The organism is Amycolatopsis sp. NPDC051061, assembly GCF_040682935.1.
In the GTDB taxonomy this organism is placed as follows: Bacteria; Actinomycetota; Actinomycetes; order Mycobacteriales; family Pseudonocardiaceae; genus Amycolatopsis.
In genome coordinates this window covers 125,329-142,947 of record NZ_JBFBBZ010000027.1, presented here as the reverse complement: position 1 = coordinate 142,947, position 17,619 = coordinate 125,329, and the positions used below count along the sequence as shown (strand labels likewise).

Sequence of the window (17,619 nt, the reverse complement as noted above, 5' to 3'; positions counted from 1 at the left end):
CTTCCCCCCGCGCCGGGGGAATCAACCCCACCCACCCCCCCCCCCCCCCCCCGAATTTGTATTGCCGCGCAGCACGTTTCCTCGGGTGAGGGGTCCGGTGTCGTGACGGCGCGTGCCCGGTCGGGAAGCGACGGTCCGCCGTCGTGGCTTACGTGGGTGCAGTTCTTCGCATCCGACGCCGTCGGCGTCGGCAACAGCCGCACCGAGTCGGTCAGCGTCACACACCCGACCGGGATCGGCCGGCCCGGTCTGAGCACCGTCTGGATCGCCGCCGACCGCGAGTCCGCCGCCGTCGGTGTCGGTAGCAGCTGCGCCGGTGTGACCACGGAGTCGACGGCGTCGTTGAGATTGACCTGGTGCCCGCCAGCGCGCCGCCGCGCCGGATCGACCGGACCGCACGGTTCGCCGTCGCGGGCCTGCGGCGTCGGCATCATCCGCATCCCGTCCCGGCTGGGGGACGGCACACACGAACACCCGCTCTCGCCGGTGCGCGGCTCCGATATCACTGGCTCGTACGCAACGCCAGACCGCGTCATACCCCGCTTCGGCCAGCCCGCCGAGAACACGGTCGAGTCCTCCGCCTCGCCAGCGGAGGGCGGCGACGTTCTCCACGACGACGAGCCCGGGTCGTAGGACGCGAACGGCGTCCAGCACGTTGCTCCACAGTCCACTGCGCGCGCCTTTCTCGATGCCCGCGCGCCGACCGGCCGCGGAGATGTCCTGACACGGGAATCCGGCGGTGAGCACATCCACTCGCTCCACGCCGGTGAAGTCGACGGTCCGCAGATCCCCGAGATTCGGCACGCCCGGCAGGCGCGCGGCGAGGATCCGCTCGGCGTGCGGATCGACCTCGCTGAACCAGGCGACCCGGCCACCGAGTACCGCGGCGACGCTGAGATCCAGTCCCAAGAGGCCGGTACACAGCGATCCGATCACCGGGCCCTCGGTCGCCACGAACTGCACGGTGTCGCCGCCGCGGGCTGGAGGCGCGACCGCGCCACGCCGAGGGGCGCTCATCGGTGAGCTCGCGTCCGTCGTGCGTCGGCCGAGGCGCCGCCTGGACGTCGACGTGTCAACCGGGCCGCCGGGCGACGCGTAGCCGGATGGGCGTGGCCCGCGCGGCGCGGTGAGGACCGCCGTGCGGTTCTCCGCCGTGTGTGCCAGGTGTGCGAGCCGATCAGGTTGAGACGAAGGCGCGGCGGTGAGCTTCCGGTGCAGTTGGGCCCGCCAGGCCAGGGCGTAGCGCAGGCAGTTGGCCTCGCTGCGATGGGTCGGAGTGCACCCCGGCAGAAACCCGCCGCTGAAACTCCAGGCAGCCGAATCACTTGAGGCGATCGCCTCGCCATAGCGCGCCAGCCCCTGCGTCTTGACGCCGAAGCAGTGGGTGGTCAAGTTGCGCGCGTGCAGCGACCGCACGATGCGCTCCACCTCGCCGGTGTGCGACCTGCGGCACACACTTCCCACTCCCACCAGCGGCAGGGCCGCCAGGTCGACACCGTGACGCTCGTACAAGTCCGCGCAGCGGTGATAATCGTCGACCTCGTCACCTTGAATGACCGGGATGATCGGCAGCTCCGGCGCCAAGTCGCGCAGCTGCACGTAGTTGCCCACCGTGCGCTGCAGGTGCGAGCGCACACTCAAGCCTGTCCGATTCCGGACGGCTTGCTCGACCATCCAATCCTGCGGCGCCGCCCACGCCAGCTTCCCGATCTCATCCCGGTAGCGGCGCACCGCCGCGACGTAAGCGTGAGCGTCGCTGCGCCACCGGCCATACAACAACAATTCCGAGAAGCCCCCGGAATCCACCGCCCACTCGTGCGTGGCCCGCGGCAGCGTGCGGCGCCCGGCCAGACGCCGGTGCGACACCAGTAGCGGAATCCCGAGATCACGTTCCAGCCACGCCGGCTGATGGACACCAAGATAGAACGTCCTCATGACCGCGCCTCCCGCCGTCGCGACATCCCGAGGGCAAATGCGACGGCCGCCGCAGTGGCGAGCGCTTTCCCGGCGAGCTGGCCGGGCAGCAGGGCCAGTGAGCCGAATGCGCACGGCACGAACACGATGCTGTCCACGATCAGGCCGCCGAGATTCGACCCGGCGATCGCCGGCACGTGGCCGCGGCGCCGCCACCGGCGATACAGCCACGAGTCGGCGAGTTCGGAGAGCAGGAACGCGGTTGCGCTGGCCAGCGCGATCCGGGGTGTCGCCACGGCCGCCGAGAGCAGCGTTCCCGCGGCGATCGCCGCGAGCGCGCCCCGCGCACCGAGTGCCTCATGCACGACATCGCGGGCAGTGAACGCCGCCCCCGCCACGCACGCGCCGACAGGAATGACCAGTGTTCCCATCGCGAGCACGTGGTAGGTGCTGGTCCAGTTCGCCCCCACCACGGCCGCGAGATAGCAGCCTGCCGAGACACATCCGGCCGCCGGCAGGACCCAGCTGCGCTCACCCGAGCTGCGGTGTTGACGTCCCCACAGGGCACGCTCGGTGCTGGAGTTCGACAGCTCGGTCATGGTTGCCTGCCCGCATCGCGGCCCTGTTGTCCGGGACGGTCGGGCGGCTCGCAACGGTGGCTGTCGGCGGCCCTGCGAGCGTCGTCGGGCCTTGTGTGATGGACAGTCCATCCGCAGTCGGTGCAGCGGGCGCGCGCACTCATGCCCGCTCCCCGCGGCCGCAGTCTGCCGGCGTGGCAGGCGGGGCGCCGGGGGTCAGCTCCTTGCGGAGGACGACGACATCCTCGTGTGCGATCAGATGCAACGGCAGACCCTGCTGGCGCTGTTTGCGGATGAAGTCGCGCTGGAAAAAGCTGCCGCGGACGACGAGGCCGGTGTCGGCGACGCGGGCCAGAAGGGCGACGCACCGCTCGACCGGGATCAAGCCGGCGCCGCGACCGCAGGCGATGATCTGCGAGGGCAGGTCGATCAGCTCGGAATGCTCGCGCCACGGCCGCACCGTGATCGCGACGTGCCCGCCGGGACGCAGCACCGCGGCGCAGCCGGTGAGGATGCGGGTGAACCCGGCCAGCAGCCGATGGTGGCCAACGTTGGCGAGGTTCCCGCGGTCGAGGGCGTTGCCGTAGCGGTGGTGGTACTTGTGCACCTTCCCGTCCGGCGAGTCCGTCGTCGCGGTGACGACCTGCCCGTGGGTCGCCGGCCCGTACGGCGGTGAGGTGACCACCAGCGCGACCTGGCCCCGGTACCGCTCGGGCAGCAGCTGCGGCAGCTGGCGGGCATCACCCTGGACAATCTCGCCGTTCACGTCATGTCCGCGCGTGCGAGCCAGCTCGAGGTTCGCTCGGGCGACCGCGACCCAGTGCGGTTCGTACTCCACCCCGACCGCACAGCGCCCCGCGTCGAGCGCTTCCACCAGCGTCGTGCCCGACCCCGCCATCGGGTCGAAGACGAGGTCGCCTCGGCGGGTGTAGTGGCGGATCGCGTGCGCCGCCACGGCGGGGAGCATCTTCGCTGGGTGCGCGGTGGAGTCGGGGACGTAGCGGCCCTTGCGCTGCGCCGCCGGCGAGGTCTGCGCGGTCACCCATACCGACAGCGGCGGCCCGTCAGCCCGGGAGATGTCAGCCGTGGTGGTGGGGTCGGTCGGGACGGGCGCCGCGGCACCCGTCGCCCCGGCCGCGCCACGCCGCGCAGAGGCGTCCACGGCGTCGATGAGCCACCGCGAAACCGGCATGGTGGCCTCGTCAGCGGCACCGGTGGCGGAGCCGCCCGTGGCCGTGTCCGAGGTCGGGTGCGTGGGGTGCGAGAAGGACATGAGCGGGGTGCCTTTCGGTGCTTCGGGAACGACCGGCGCGAGCTGGACAGCCTCGGACGGAGGCCACGGCGCCGGGCTCATCGGAGGTCCCCGCGGCCGGTGTCCTCGGCGGAAGCCGAGGCGGTGCCGGGGACGTTCAGTGGCCCTGTCACAAGGTCGGCCGGCTGCGCGAAGGCCAAGACGTCGGCGTGGGAACGCAGGTGCGGTGCGGGCAGCCCACGCACCGTCGCGCGATGCGCGGTGCGGTCATACTCGGCGGCCACCGACGCACTCGGCACAACATGCAGACCACCCGCCCGGACCGGGGTGTGCAGCGCCACGATGTGCTGCAGATAGAGCAGATCGGCATGCTGCGCGGCGGCCACGATCGCGCCGGTCGGGTCGAGCAACCCCTCCCCGTTTCCGTCACTGTGGGTATACACCGCGACGATGCCGCCGCGGCGCACCATCTCCGCCGCGCGCAGCGCGAGCCGATCGAGTGACACGCGCTCGGCGACCCGCGCCGGCAACGCGACAAGCACCAGATCCACCCGCTGCTGCCGCCGCGAATCCACGGCGCCGCGACCACCGAGGGCCGGGCCACCGGCCGCACCTGTGGCCGGGTCGACGGGCGCGGCTGCGGACGCGGCGGAGTCATCGACGAGGTCGGCCCAGAACGGTCGTGACGGCGCCACGGCGGCATCGGCCCGTGTGTCGAGGACGACAGCGCTGACGGTCCGCCCGAGTGCGCGAACCGCGTCCTGCACCAATGCTGGGACGATGCTTCCGGTCGCCGCGGAGCCTCCGGTTGCGGGCGTGGCGGAGGTCGGCGCCGCCGTACCGGCGTCGACGAGAACGACATGCGCGCCGGGAGTGGTGAATGCGGTTGTGATGCGCTCGACGATTGTCACCGGCCACGTCTCGTGCGCGTCGATCGGATCGGGTCCGCAGGTCCACACGGTCGCCGGGATCGGGTCCGGCGACCCGCTGCTCGTGCGCCGGCGCGAGCGGGGCGGCGGGCCTTCCGGCCGTGAGGTCGCCCGGGTGCCGGAGGCTCCCGTGGTGATGCGGCTGAGGGCTCCGGGATAGGGAGCGAGGTCGCCGCCGCGCCGGCTGCGTGACGGGCGCGTCGAGTCCCCTCGATGGCGGGGACGGCCGTCCGGAGATTGCGGACGATCGGTCATGAATGGCCTCCGGTGCCAGATGCCGCCGGGATGTGCCGACGGGCTCGTGCTGCTGTCACCTACTAGTTCCGAAAAAACGGCCTCACCGGGACACGGATCGCAGACAAAAAAACGTCCCTCGTCCGACTTTTATACGGCTGCGATCGTGGAGTACCCGGCCGACAGGGTCACGCATGCCCATGTCGGCACGCCCTATTCTAATGAACCTCGATGGCTTCCCCGTTGACCACTTCGTCGCACGCAGCCTCAGATCCAGATAACTAAGTGCGATTGAGGCGCTACTCCCATCCGGGCTCGCCTCAAAGCGATGGCAACGCTGTTCACAGGCGTTTTCACGATACCTCTTCGAACACGGTAACTAGGCGTTGTCAGGCCGTTGACGTCGTTTTCAAGCCTTCGACCGTCGGCTAAGTTGGGGCGCTTTTGAGGCGGTTTTGAGGCGTTCCCGAGGCGGGTTTGAGGCGCTTTTGAGGCGCCCCGCGTGGCTTCCTTTCGGCGTCGAACTACACGCCGAGGAGATTCCAACATGACGTCGTCAGAGCCGGACAACGAACCCGACTTCCGTGATTTCTTCCGGCGCCGGACCCCAATGTTTATCACTGAGCCCGGCGTCTTCGACACGGCCCACACGGCGTTCGAATGGCTGGTCACCGGACCGCATCCGGTCGCCCTCGACTGCCGCCCGATACCAGGACTGCCGGCGCGGCTCGTGCCGCTGGACGAGCTCGGGTCGCTGCTACTGAACAAGGACAATCCCCAGCCGCTGCGGGATGCGGCCTGGGCCGCGCTCGTGACCCGGTCCCGTACCGACGGCGGCACGTGGACGGTCGCGTGTGTCGGGCTGGCGCTGCCGTGGCTGGTCCAGGTCGCGGCACGGCTGACCCGGTCGGCGCAGGGGGAGACGCACGACATTCAGGCCGCGGTCGTGACCGGCTTCCTCGAAGAGCTCACGACCGTCGATGTGGACCGTCCGAGGATCTTGGTCCGGCTGCGCTGGAGCGCCTACCGGGCCGGGTGTGCGGCGCTGCGCGAGACGCTGCATGCCGCCTCTCCGATCGGAGATCTCAGCCACGAGGAAACGCGGGACCTGCTGGCCGCGCGTGACGCGTCGTCGGCGTCGGGCTTTCGCTCGTGTCCGCCACCGCGGCCGAGTCAGCATCCCGAACTCGCCCTCCTCGCGGCTGTCGAGGCCGGCGTGGTCTCCGCTGAAGAGGCGACGCTGATCGGCGCCACCCGCTTCGGCGAACTGTCCCTGGCCGAGGCTGCACACGCACGCGGGCAGACCTACGAAGCCGCCAAGAAGGCTCGCCAACGTGCCGAGGGCCGCCTCGCCACGTATCTGCAAGCAGCGACTGCGCCGGATGCACCAGACCGGTCCCGCGCCTCGATGATGCGCGGCCCATCCCGGCTACACACCGTTACAGATCGGGTTCCGAAGCCGGCACGGGCACCACGCCGCCAGACCCTGCATTCCCGATCCGGTGATCGCGAGACCGGTCGGCGCGCTGCCTCGCACTCATCACGGCCCGTGCCCCGGCCGAGCGCTTCGCGGGAGGCGCTCTCATGCGACTGATCGACGGCCGCTCCGGCAGCCGCACCCGCGCTCTTTCCACCCGCCCTTCGACACCACGGCACCGGCGTCAGAAATCGGTACCGGCGGTCCCGGTGCCGGCGACCCGCCGTCGACGCCACCGGCACGCGGCGACTCTCCTCGTTCTCACCGCGGTTGCCGTACCGGTGCTGCTGGGCGGCTCGACCGCGTGGGCCGAGACGGTGACCACCGTCGCGCTCGCCCAGACCGTCGACCAGGTCCTGACCAACATCCGCAACTGGATCATGGGCATCCTCGCCGGGATCGCCCTGGTGTTCTTGACCATCGGTGGCGTGCGCTACCTGATGGCAGGCGGCAACCCCGGGGAAGTCGAGAGAGCCAAGGACTCGTTCAAGGCCTCCGGCGTCGGCTTCGGCCTGGCCGCCCTCGCGCCCATCGCGGTCGAGATCCTCAAGACCATCGTCGGGGGACTGTAGCCATGCCCACCGCCTCACCGCAGCGCCGCATGCTCAGCCCGACCGACAGGCACGCGCGCCGGCCCCAGCGCGTCGCCCGGCGCCGACGGCGCCGGATCCTCATCGTCCTGGGCGTGCTGCTGGCGACATTCCTCGGCGCGCTGGCCTCCGCGGGCGCGACGGCCGGGACCGACTACGCCACCGCCGCTGCTCACACGGCGCCGATGCAGGAACCGCCGCTTCCGCTGCCACCGAACTCCACCTGCACACCCGGGTCGCCGGAACCGGCCTGTCATCTCCCCAGCGCCAGCCCGACACGCAGCATCCCCGCTACCCCCCTGCCCCCGCAGACCACGCTGCCGGACCCGGGCCCCTCCTGCTTTCCGGGGTCACTCCTGCCCGGCTGCGCACCCTCGCTCGAAGGCCCATGTCAGGGCCTGGACTGCATCCCCCAGCCCTCGACCCTCGCCCCGAGCGACCCACCGCCGCAACCGATACCGAGCGGCACCGGCGACGCCGCGCACTGCGGGCTGACCAACCTCACCGGCTGCATGGTCGTCGCCGCGAGCGCCATGTTCGCCGCCATCGTGGCCGCCGGGCTGAACCCTCTGCTGGACCTGCTCGGTAAAACTCTGCTGACCATCCCCGAACCAGACAAGATCCCGGGACTCGGCGCGGCATGGACGGGGTCGTGGCACATCCTGCTCACCGCTTACGGCGTGCTGGTACTGCTGGCCGGGCTGATCATCATGAGCTACCAGACCCTGCAGTCCCGCTACACCGTCAAAGAACTCGCCCCCCGTCTCGTTGTCGGGTTTCTCGCCGGGACGCTGTCACTGTTTCTCGCGACCAAGGGCATCCAGATCGCCAACGCGCTGTCGGCCGCGGTGATGGGCGAGGGCGTCGATCCGGCCGCGCTGACCCGCAGCTTGATCACCATGGTGCAGGGGTCGCTGCACGGCAGCGGCCTGTTCCTCGGCGGCCTCGGCCTGGTGGTGGTAGCGCTGCTGCTGGTGCTGCTGGTCGTGTTCACCGTGCGCGTGATCGTGACGATCCTGCTGGTCGCCGCCGCACCGATCGCGCTGATGCTCCACGCCCTCCCGCACACCGAAGGCATCGCCCTGTGGTGGTGGAAAGCCATCGGCGGGATGCTGGCGATCCAGGTCGGCCAGTCGCTGACGCTGGTCATGGCCGTGAAGGTCTTCTTCGCCCCCGGCGGGTTCACTGTGTTCGGGCCGGCGCCGTCTGCGCTGGTGAACCTGATGCTGTGCATCGCGCTGCTCTACATCCTGATCAAGATCCCGTTCTGGTTCCTCTCCACGGTGCGGTCCGGGCGCCCCTCTCTGCTGGGACGGGTCGTGCGCGGCGTCATCGCCTACCAGACGATGGGACTGCTCAGCGGCGCCACCGCTGCGCTGGGCGGACGCCGGGGACTGCCTGCACCTCGGCGGCGCGTAGGCGGCGGGTCCCCGCTCGTGGATCCTCCCTCGGCACCCACGGGCCAGTACATGCTCCCCATCCGTGTTCGCCGGACACGGGCCGACCCGCGCTCGCCGCGGTTAGGGGACCTCGGTTCCACCCCGCCACTGGCCGACCGCCGCCCCGGCCCGGGCCAGCTGTCGCTGTTCACGACCAGCGGCGCCGGTCAGGCGCGCCGGGTGGCGCCGAACCCGCGCGCCGTGCCATCGGAGCCGCTGCCGGGCGCGCTGCCGCGTGACCAGCTCGGGTTGCCGATCACCACCCGCCGTGACGCCGACCGCGTCGGGCGTCGGTCGCTGGCCGAGGACCTCGCCGACCGCACACCGGCCGCCCCACCGCATGTGCGCCAGCCCGGGCTGCTCACTATCGACGGGCGGATCAACCGCAACGCCCGGCCGCCCGCGACGCTGCCGAACGCGTTGATCGCACCCCAGACCGGGATGCTGCCGATCCACCTACGACCCGCTCCGGCCCGCCCGGCCCGGCACACTCTCGCCGACACCCCACCCGCGCCACCGAGCCGCCAGACCGGGCCTGCGTTGATCACTCCCTCCGGGCAGATCAACCGCGCCGCGCGCGCTCCGCGCCGCCGTCCTCGTGACGCCTACACCGGCAACCGGCCGCTGGCCTCAGGTCAGTACCCGCTGCCGCTGGGTGTGCGCCGCCAACCCAAGCCGGCCCAACCACCGGTCTCGGTACCGCCGCCGACGTCGACTCCGACGCCGCGGGCCGGGGTGCAGCTGCCGCTGCCGCTCGACCTACCGACACGGCCGCGCCGCACCCCGGCCCCGAAGAAGAAGTGAGGACTCGTGCTGTGAGCAGTCCCGTACGCGTACCGACGGTCGTTTCATACTGCTCCTCCTTCGGTTGTTGGGACTGTTCGTTTGACGCGGAACGACTTCGCGACCTGCTGGCGGTAGAGGTCCTGCGTGGCCTCGTCCCAGGGGATGCACCAGCGTCCGGCCGCGCCGCGGCGGGCGGGCAGTTGTCCCTTGCGGATCCAGTTGCTGACCGGCTTCGGCGCGACACCCAGCTGCGCGGCGGCCTGGGCGATGCTGACCTCGCCTTCGCCGACGGCCACCGTGCGCGGAGCGCGGATGCCGTAGGTGTCGCGAACCCGAGCGACGGCCGCAGTGTTCCAGGGCCGTCCCTTGCCGGTGGTCAGACCGGCGGCGTTGAGCTGCGCGGCGAGTTGCTCGCTGGTGCGTGTTGCGCCGTGTCGGCGGATGATCTCCAGCGCTGTGGCCGGGGTGCGGCCGGGGCCTTTGCGGTTGACGGTGATCTCGTCGGTGGCGCCGGTGTGCCAGCGCACCCCGATCCGGACCTGGCGCTGATCGTCGGCCGGCAGCGGCGTGACGTCGGCGACGAGGGTGCGCAGCAGCCGTTTGCGGTCCCGCGGGCTGGTGTCCGGGTCGTCCCACAACCGAGGCAGATCCGCCGCCAACGCCTCCAACGTCGAACGCTCCGGCAACGGTGGCTTGGCTGCCCGCGCGGTCTCCAACGCCGCCTCCGCCTCGGCCACCGCAGCGAGCTTGGCTTCCCAGCGGGACTCGAGGCTCCGTGCCACCAACCGGTTCTCCGGCTCCACCTGACTGAACGCGCGTTCGGCACGGTCAGCCTCGTAGCGGGCGCGTTCCACCGCGAGTTCGGCGGCCCGGTGCGAGCGGACGTGCCGCTCGGTGACCTCGTCCGCCACCGCCAGCGCAGCCGTGATCTGCTCCGGAGTCACCGCTTTCAGCAGCAATTCGGAGACGACCGCATCCACCGTGGAGGCGGTCACCGAGCGGCAACGCGCAGTCTTGGCCTGGTCGCGGGCGCTGACGCACTCGTAGTGCACGTAGTGCCGGGCGCCGTAGCGGGTGCCCATCCGCGAACCGCAACCGCCGCAGTAGATGATGCCCTGACACAACGCGATGCCCTCGCGCGGCGGACGGGCACCGGCGTTGGTCTGATTCGCCGCGAGCTTGGCCTCGTTGTCCAAGTACTGCTGCCAGCTGACTTAGCCCTCGTGGTGGTCCTGGATCAGCACCGTCCACTCGTCCCGCGCGCGGGTGCGGCGCGCCGAACGCACCGTGCCATCCGGCTGGACACGACGCTTGTCGTAGCTGCGGCCATAGGTATAGGCCCCGGCATAGGCGGGATTCTTCAGCGCCTGCAGCACCCGGTAGTGGCCGAGCTTGCCCCACTTCAGCTGACCGGCCCACGCGCCACCATAGGCGCGTTGCGGGAACAACCTACCGGTCTCGGCGAACGCCTTGACCACCCCGAACGCCGACCCGGTCCGCGCGAACTCGGCGAACAGATCCTGCACCGCGGTGCGGACCTGCTCATCCGGGTCGATCACGACCTGGCCGTCGAGGTCGTAGACAAACCCGACCGCCAGCTTCGCGCGCAACTCGCCGCGGTGCGCGGCGGCCAGCTTCGCGCCATGCAGCCGTCCGGCCGGCAGGTGCAGCTCGGCCTCCGACATGCTTCCCTTGAGCCCCAACAACAACCGGTCGTTGACGTCGCCCAGGTCGTAGACCCCGTCGCCGTCGATCAGCAGCGTGTCGGTCAACCTGGCCAGTTCCAGCAGTCGCGCGAACTCCGCCGACGAACGCGCCAGCCGCGAAACTTCCAGCCCGAAGATCGCGCCGACTTCGCCCAGGCACACCCGGGAGATCAGCTCGCGGAACCCGTCGCGTTCCGAGCCGAAGCGGCCGGACACGCCGAGGTCGGCGTCGACGACGAGGATCTGCTCGGCGGTCCAGCCGAGTTCGATCGCGACGGCGGACAGGCCGTACTGGCGGGCTGTCGACTCGCCGTGCTCGCGGACCTGCATCAGCGTCGACTGCCGCACATACACCACCGCGCTGCGGGATCGATGCTCCGTGGTGATCTTCGACGCGCCGTTCATCACGCCCACCGCCGTGATTTTCCTTGCGCAGCAACGACTCGACCATGTTCGCCACTGCCATCACCGCCTCGCCCCACCAGGCCGCGGCCACCACTCCCCATCCCCAGCTCGGCCGAGCCGTCGTTGTCGAGTGCACACACCATCAAGATCATCATTCACCCACCCGGGTGGTGTCCGAACGGCGACCCGTCACCGCGTCGACGACCTCGCGCAACGCCGTCAGCCCGTCGGCCGAAAGCCGCTGATCACCGGCCGGCGCACCGCGATCGGTCCACTCCTGCCGCAGCGTGACCCGCGACCGGCCATCGACCTCGCACACGAACCACAGCCCGCGCCGCGTGCGCCGCTCGAACAGCACCGGCAGCTCCCGGCCGCACAACAGATGAAAGGGATGGGTAACCACCAATGAACTACCACGAGACCCGGACGAACGGGCCCTATGCAGTTCGTATCCCCGCCGACGTCGATCGCCCCGACCGCGTCCTCGGGCCCTTCACCGCCCGCCAGATCGCGATCCTCGGTGTCGCCGGCCTGTTGCTTCTAGGCCTGCACTCACTGACCCGTGCCTTCGTCCCCCTACCGGTGTTTCTCGTCGTCGGCGTCCCGGCCGGGATCGCGGTCGCCGTGCTGGCCCTCGGGCAGCGTGACGGGGTCCCGCTGGACCGCCTCGTCCTCGCCGCACTCCGCCAGCGCCTGACCCCACGGCATCGGGTCGCCGCACCAGAGGGAGTGCGCGCGGCTCCGGCATGGCTGACCGCGCAGCAACCAGCGCCGACCCAGTCGCGCGGCCGGTCCCGTCGCCCTGCCCCCTCCGGCGCAGACCCGGTGTCGGCAGCGCCGCTGGAGCTGCCCGCCACCGGTGTCACCGACACCGGAGCCCGAGCCGGAATCGTCGACCTGGGCGGTGACGGGCTCGCGGTCATCGCCGCCTGCGGCACCGTGAACTTCTCCCTGCGCACTCCCAGCGAGCAGGAAACCCTCGTCGCCTCCTTCGCCCGCTACCTCCACAGCCTCACCGCCCCCGTGCAGATCCTCGTGCGCGCCGAGCGGCTCGACCTCGCCCCGCAGATCGCGCAGCTGCGCGGCCGGGCCGGCGGGCTCCCCCACCCCGCGCTCGAGGCCGCCGCACTCGATCACGCCGACTACCTCGCCGAGCTCACCGCCCACGCCGACCTGCTGCGCCGGCAGGTACTACTCATCCTGCGCGAGCCACTGCGCACCGCCCCCGTGCCTACACCCTTCGCCGCCGCGGCGCTGCGGCGGCGACGCGGCGACGCCCGGCCGGTGGACGACCACGCACGCCACGCCGCCGAGCACCGTCTCGGGCGCCGCCTGGACGAAGCCACCGAACTGCTGACCTCCGCCGGAATCGCGGTGACCCCGCTCGACGCGGCAGCGGCAACCGCGGTGCTGGCCTCCGCCTGCAACCCCGACACCTTCCTGCCGCCCTCGACCCAACTGGCCGCAGCCGACGACGTCGTCACAAGCAGCACGACGTTCACCGACCTCTACGGCCCCGACCCGCAACCCGACGTACCGACGGGGCAACCCGCCCGCCACCGGGAACCGGCGGCCGACACCCCGCTCGCCTCCCCCGCCATGCCCGACCGCGGGAACCGCTCCTCGCGAGCGCCCTCGCCCGCGGCGCCGGCACGGCCAGGGCCGTGGCTGCCGGACACCGACGACTTCGACTACGACGACGAGATCGAGAGCAGGTAACCCCATGGCTCACATCCGCCACCACACCACACGCACGGGGTCAGCCTCGGCGTTCACGCCCGACTCGTTGTCGGTGGCCGCCCGTCACCTGGAAGTCGGCAACGAGTTCGTCGCCAGCTTCGGCGTCACCGGCTACCCACAAGAGGTGTACCCCGGGTGGCTCGCGCCGCTGCTGACCTACCCGGCCCGCCTGGACGTGTCCGTGCACGTCCAACCCGTCGACCCGGCGACCGCCGCCACCGGGCTGCGCCGCCAGCGCGCCAAGCTCGAATCGTCCCGCCGGCACAACGCCCGCCACGACCGGCTCGACGACCCGGATCTCGACGCCGCCGCCGAGGACGCCGCCGAGATGTCGCGGCGCATGGCCCGCGGCGAGGGACGGTTGTTCAAGTTCGGGCTGTACCTGACCGTGCACGCCGCCGATCAGGCGTCGCTGGCCGAGGAAGTCTCCGCGCTGCGGTCGCTGTGTGCCTCGCTGCTGCTGGACGCCAAACCCGCCACCTACCGTGCCCTGCAGGGCTGGGTCTCCACCCTGCCCCTCGGGCTGGACGCCCTCGGGTTGAGCCGAACGTTCGACACTCCCGCTGTCGCCGCCGCCTACCCGTTCACCTCACCCGACCTGGCACCCGCCGATTCCACCACCGCCGCTGCCTCGGGCGTGCTCTACGGCTACAACGTCGGCTCCCAAGGGTTGGTGCACTGGGACCGGTTCGCCTGCGACAACTACAACTCCGTGGTCCTCGGCCGCTCCGGATCCGGCAAGAGCTATCTGGTCAAGCTCGAGACCGTGCGCAGCCTCTATGCCGGTGTTCAGGCGTTCGTCATCGACCCCGAAGACGAATACGCCCGCCTCGCCGCCCAAGTCGGCGGGACCTACCTGCACCTGGGCGCGGGCGGCGTCCGGCTCAACCCGTTCGACGTGCCCATCCACACCGACACCCAGGGCGGCCGCACCGCACCCACCGATGCGCTGCGGCGCCGCAGCCTGTTCCTGCACACCGTCCTGGCCGTCCTGCTCGGCGCCGCGATCACCCCGGTCGAACGGCCGGTGCTCGACACCGCCATTACCGCCACCTACGCCCGCGCCGGGATCACCGCCGACCCGCGCACCTGGACCCGGCCCGCTCCGCTGCTGCGCGACCTGCGCGAGGTCCTCGCCGCCATCGGCGACCACGGCGACGAGGTGGCCGCGGACCTGGCCGCGCGACTGCACCCGTTCGTCGACGGTGCCTTCAGCGACCTGTTCGACGGCCCGACCACCACCACCCCTGACGGGCACCTGGTGGTGTTCTCGCTGCGCGACCTGCCCGAGGAACTGCGGGCGATCGGGACGCTGCTCGTGCTCGACGCAGTCTGGCGGCGGGTGAGCAATCCGGCGCACCGGCGGCCGCGGCTGGTGGTGGTCGACGAAGCCTGGCTGCTGATGCAGCTACCCGAAGGCAGCCGGTTCCTGTTCCGGATGGCCAAGGCCGGACGCAAGTACTGGGTCGGGCTCACCGTCGCCAGCCAGGATCCCTCCGACGTGCTCGGCAGCGACCTTGGCCGCGCCATCGTCGCCAACTCCGCCACCCAGATCCTGATGCGCCAGGCTCCGCAGGCCATCGACGTGGTCGCTGAGGCCTTCGATCTCTCCGGCGGGGAACGGCAGTTCCTGCTCTCAGCAGAACGCGGCCAAGGGCTGCTGGCCGCCGGCGCACAACGCGTCGCGTTCCAGTCGCTGGCCTCGCCGACCGAGAACTTCCTGGTCACCACTGACCCCGCCGAACTCGCGGGGTTCGCCGCCGCCGATCTCGACGCCACCGAGGGCAACCTCGCCGAGACCTACGTCGACCTCGGGCCCGCGAGCAGCCACCCGCCGGCCGTGGAGGACGCGGACCCGGACGTCGACGACATCGAGCCCGACACGGTCGGCCGCGTCGAGGTCGGACCTCGCGGCCACGCCGCCCCCGGCCCGGCTGCCCGGTGAGGAGGTCCGTCATGACCACACATCCCGCGGTCACGGCCATGCATGCGGGCTGGGTCAGTGACTATCTACGCGATCCGGGCGGCGCCACCGGTGTGCTGCTCGCCGCGTTGCGGGACTGGGCGTTGGTCTGGGGTCCGGTCATCGTCCCGGCCGTCGCGCTCGCGGCCACCGGTGGAGTCGTCGTCCGGCGGTGGCGGCGAGTGCGCCGGCATCGGGCGCTGCTGGCCGATGCCCGCCGGATCACCGTGCTCGCCCCACCGAGCGTCGACCCGGCCGGCGGAGCCGCGGTCTGGTCCAACCTCGTCGGGCTGCTGCGTCCGGCGTGGCGGAGATGGTGGGCAGGCCAGCCGCACCTGGCGCTGGAGTACCTCTTCGGTGAGCACGGCGTCACCATCCAGTTCTGGGTACCGGGCGTCATCCCACCCAGTCTGGTCGAACGCGCCATCGAGGCGGCGTGGCCCGGCTCGCACACCCGCACCAGCCCGGCCACCGCACCGTTCCCCGACCTCGACGCCGGGCATCGGCGGATCACCGTCGGCGGGCAACTGCGCCTGGCCCGGCCCGAGTCGCTGCCGATCCGGACCGGTTTCGACGCCGACCCGATCCGTGGGCTGCTCGGCGCCCCTGTCGGGCTCGGCCGCAACGAGCGCGCCTGCGTGCAGATCCTCGCCCGCCCCGTCACCGGCCGCCGCGTCTCCCGATCCCGCCGCGCCGCCCGCCGCGTCCACCACACCACCTCCCACCGCTGGGGCGGCCGGCTGCTCGATCTGATCACGCCCGGGGCGACGGCGACCCGCTCAGGGCGGACCGCCGACGCGCGGCGCATCAGCCAGGACCCGCAGCTGTCACTGGAGTACTCGGCGCAGAACAAGGCCATCGTGAGCAAACAGCGCGGCTCCCAGTACGAAACCCTCATCCGCTACGCCGTCGCCACCGACCTGCGCGCCGACACCACCGACGAGCTCCCCCGCCAGGTACGCGACACCGCGCGCGGCCGAGCGCACGCGCTGGCGGCCGCGTTCGCCGCCTACACCGACCACAACCACTACACCCGCACCCGACTGCGTCACCCCGCCCGCGCCCTCGCCGCTCGGCGCCTCGACCGCGGCGACCTGCTCTCGGTCCTGGAACTCGCCGCGCTCGCCCACCTGCCCACCGACGCCGAGATCCCCGGAGTCGAACGCGCCGGAGCCAAAGCCGTCGCCCCGCCGCCGGGGGTCGCCACGCCCGGCCCGGGCGTCAAACCCCTCGGACAGGCCGACACAGGCCATGCCCGCCCGGTCGGGCTGCGGGTCGCCGATGCCCGCCACCACCTGCACGTCATCGGCGCGACCGGATCGGGCAAGTCAACGCTGCTGGGCAACCTCATCCTCGACGACATCGACGCCGGACGCGGCCTGGTGCTCATCGACCCCAAAGGCGACCTCGTCACCGACACCCTCAACCGAATCCCGACCGCCGCCGCCGACCGCGTCGTTCTCTTCGACGCCGACTCCCTCCACCGGCCGCCCTGCCTGAACGTCTTGGAAGGCGGCGAAACCGACCGGGAGGTCGACAACCTCGTCTCCGTCTTCCGCCGGGTCTACTCCGCGTTCTGGGGACCCCGCACCGATGACCTCATGCGCGCCGCCTGCCTGACCCTGCGCGCTCAGGAAGGCATCCCCACCTTGGCGGACCTGCCCAAGCTGCTGACCAGTGAAGCCTTCCGGTCCCGCATCACCAACGGTCTTACCGACCCGATCCTCACCGGGTTCTGGGAGTGGTACGACGAGCTCACCGACAGCTCCCGCTCTCAAGTCATCTCTCCCCTGATGAACAAGCTCCGGGCTTTCCTGCTGCGGCCCTTCGTGAAGGCGGCCATCGCCGGCGGACACTCCACCGTGGACATGGCCGACGTCCTCGACAACGGCGGAATCTGCCTGGTCCGCATTCCCAAAGGCTCCCTCGGTGAGGAAACCACCCGCCTCGTCGGCTCCCTCGTCGTGGCCCGGACCTGGCAGGCCACCACCGCCCGAGCCCGCGTCCCGCAACGCCTGCGTCCCGACGCGTCCCTGGTGATCGACGAATGCCACAACTTCCTCAACCTGCCCTACTCGATGGAAGACATGCTCGCCGAAGCCCGCGGCTTCCGGGTCGGCATGACGCTCGCGCACCAGCACCTCGGCCAGCTCCCCCGGGAACTGAAGGAAGGCATTTCCACCAACGCCCGCAGCAAGATCTTCTTCTCCGCCTCCCCCGAGGATGCCCGCGAGCTCGCCCGCCACACCTCACCCCGGCTCTCCGAACACGACCTGTCCCACCTCGGCGTCTACCACACCGCCACCCGCCTGGTCGTCAACGGCGAGGAAACCGAACCGTTCACCATGACCACCACGCCCCTGCCTGACCCCATCCCCGGTCGGGCACGGGAAATCCGAGCCGAGCTACGCGCCCGGCGCCGCGCGCGCACCAGCGGCAGCGGCACTTCGACCCGCGTCAGCACCGCCGACGCAGCACGGTCCACACCGGGCGGGACACGGGTTCCGCCGACCCGTCCGCCGAAGACCGACCCGCGTCGCACCCGCCTCTAGGCACCGCACGGACGGCAGTCCACCCGCCGCACAACGAAACAGCTCACCGACGTC

The 17,619-nt window shown here is 71.3% G+C and carries 14 protein-coding genes; 7 read left to right on the top strand and 7 right to left on the bottom strand.

Annotation, left to right across the window (positions count from 1 at the left end; genetic code table 11):
• Positions 1-21: 21 nt before the first annotated feature.
• The 4 genes from AB0N03_RS32205 to AB0N03_RS32190 all read right to left on the bottom strand — a co-directional run bounded on the left by AB0N03_RS32205 (position 22) and on the right by AB0N03_RS32190 (position 4,655).
• Positions 22-1,935, bottom strand: a complete 1,914-nt coding sequence (locus AB0N03_RS32205; protein WP_364379387.1) for a DNA cytosine methyltransferase — start codon at positions 1,933-1,935, stop codon at positions 22-24.
• Positions 1,932-2,513: a VUT family protein gene (locus AB0N03_RS32200; RefSeq protein WP_364379384.1), complete on the bottom strand. Its 582-nt coding sequence runs from the start codon at positions 2,511-2,513 to the stop codon at positions 1,932-1,934. The genes AB0N03_RS32205 and AB0N03_RS32200 overlap by 4 nt, the downstream gene beginning before the upstream one ends.
• 139 nt (positions 2,514-2,652) lie before the next feature.
• The gene (locus AB0N03_RS32195; protein ID WP_364379381.1) at positions 2,653-3,684 is read right to left on the bottom strand and encodes a DNA methyltransferase; all 1,032 of its coding nucleotides are present in this window, start codon (positions 3,682-3,684) and stop codon (positions 2,653-2,655) included.
• Positions 3,685-3,842: 158 nt separating this feature from the next.
• On the bottom strand, positions 3,843-4,655 hold the full coding sequence (locus AB0N03_RS32190) for a hypothetical protein (protein WP_364379378.1): 813 nt from the start codon (positions 4,653-4,655) through the stop codon (positions 3,843-3,845).
• Between AB0N03_RS32190 and AB0N03_RS32185 the strand changes: the two genes are divergently transcribed.
• From AB0N03_RS32185 to AB0N03_RS32170, 4 genes are all read left to right on the top strand, one after another.
• Complete coding sequence (locus AB0N03_RS32185) at positions 4,636-4,833, top strand: hypothetical protein (protein ID WP_364379375.1); 198 nt, start codon at positions 4,636-4,638, stop codon at positions 4,831-4,833. The two genes, AB0N03_RS32190 and AB0N03_RS32185, sit on opposite strands and share 20 nt — an antisense overlap.
• 621 nt (positions 4,834-5,454) lie before the next feature.
• A complete protein-coding gene (locus tag AB0N03_RS32180) occupies positions 5,455-6,501 on the top strand; it encodes a sigma-70 family RNA polymerase sigma factor (protein ID WP_364379372.1) in 1,047 nt (348 codons plus the stop codon).
• Between the two features lie 92 nt (positions 6,502-6,593).
• On the top strand, positions 6,594-6,956 hold the full coding sequence (locus tag AB0N03_RS32175; protein ID WP_364379369.1) for a pilin: 363 nt from the start codon (positions 6,594-6,596) through the stop codon (positions 6,954-6,956).
• A gap of 2 nt (positions 6,957-6,958) precedes the next feature.
• Positions 6,959-9,217, top strand: coding sequence for a hypothetical protein (locus tag AB0N03_RS32170; protein WP_364379366.1), 2,259 nt, complete (start codon positions 6,959-6,961; stop codon positions 9,215-9,217).
• A gap of 44 nt (positions 9,218-9,261) precedes the next feature.
• Here AB0N03_RS32170 and AB0N03_RS32165 read toward each other — a convergent pair whose 3' ends face one another.
• The 3 genes from AB0N03_RS32165 to AB0N03_RS32155 form a co-directional block, all read right to left on the bottom strand.
• Positions 9,262-10,395, bottom strand: coding sequence for a recombinase zinc beta ribbon domain-containing protein (locus tag AB0N03_RS32165; RefSeq protein WP_364379363.1), 1,134 nt, complete (start codon positions 10,393-10,395; stop codon positions 9,262-9,264).
• 18 nt (positions 10,396-10,413) lie between these two features.
• On the bottom strand, positions 10,414-11,310 hold the full coding sequence (locus AB0N03_RS32160; protein ID WP_364379419.1) for a recombinase family protein: 897 nt from the start codon (positions 11,308-11,310) through the stop codon (positions 10,414-10,416).
• A gap of 151 nt (positions 11,311-11,461) precedes the next feature.
• The gene (locus AB0N03_RS32155) at positions 11,462-11,713 is read right to left on the bottom strand and encodes a DUF5372 family protein (RefSeq protein ID WP_364379360.1); all 252 of its coding nucleotides are present in this window, start codon (positions 11,711-11,713) and stop codon (positions 11,462-11,464) included.
• Between the two features lie 2 nt (positions 11,714-11,715).
• Here AB0N03_RS32155 and AB0N03_RS32150 point away from each other — a divergent pair, with 2 nt between their 5' ends.
• Genes AB0N03_RS32150 through AB0N03_RS32140 form a run of 3 tightly spaced genes read left to right on the top strand, consistent with a single transcriptional unit; the run spans position 11,716 to position 17,565 of the window.
• Positions 11,716-13,029, top strand: coding sequence for a PrgI family protein (locus tag AB0N03_RS32150; RefSeq protein WP_364379357.1), 1,314 nt, complete (start codon positions 11,716-11,718; stop codon positions 13,027-13,029).
• A 4-nt stretch (positions 13,030-13,033) separates the two neighbouring features.
• Entirely contained in the window at positions 13,034-14,995 is a 1,962-nt protein-coding gene (locus tag AB0N03_RS32145) for a conjugal transfer protein TraC (RefSeq protein WP_364379354.1), read from the top strand.
• Between the two features lie 11 nt (positions 14,996-15,006).
• Positions 15,007-17,565, top strand: coding sequence for a DUF87 domain-containing protein (locus tag AB0N03_RS32140; protein ID WP_364379351.1), 2,559 nt, complete (start codon positions 15,007-15,009; stop codon positions 17,563-17,565).
• Positions 17,566-17,619: the final 54 nt, after the last annotated feature.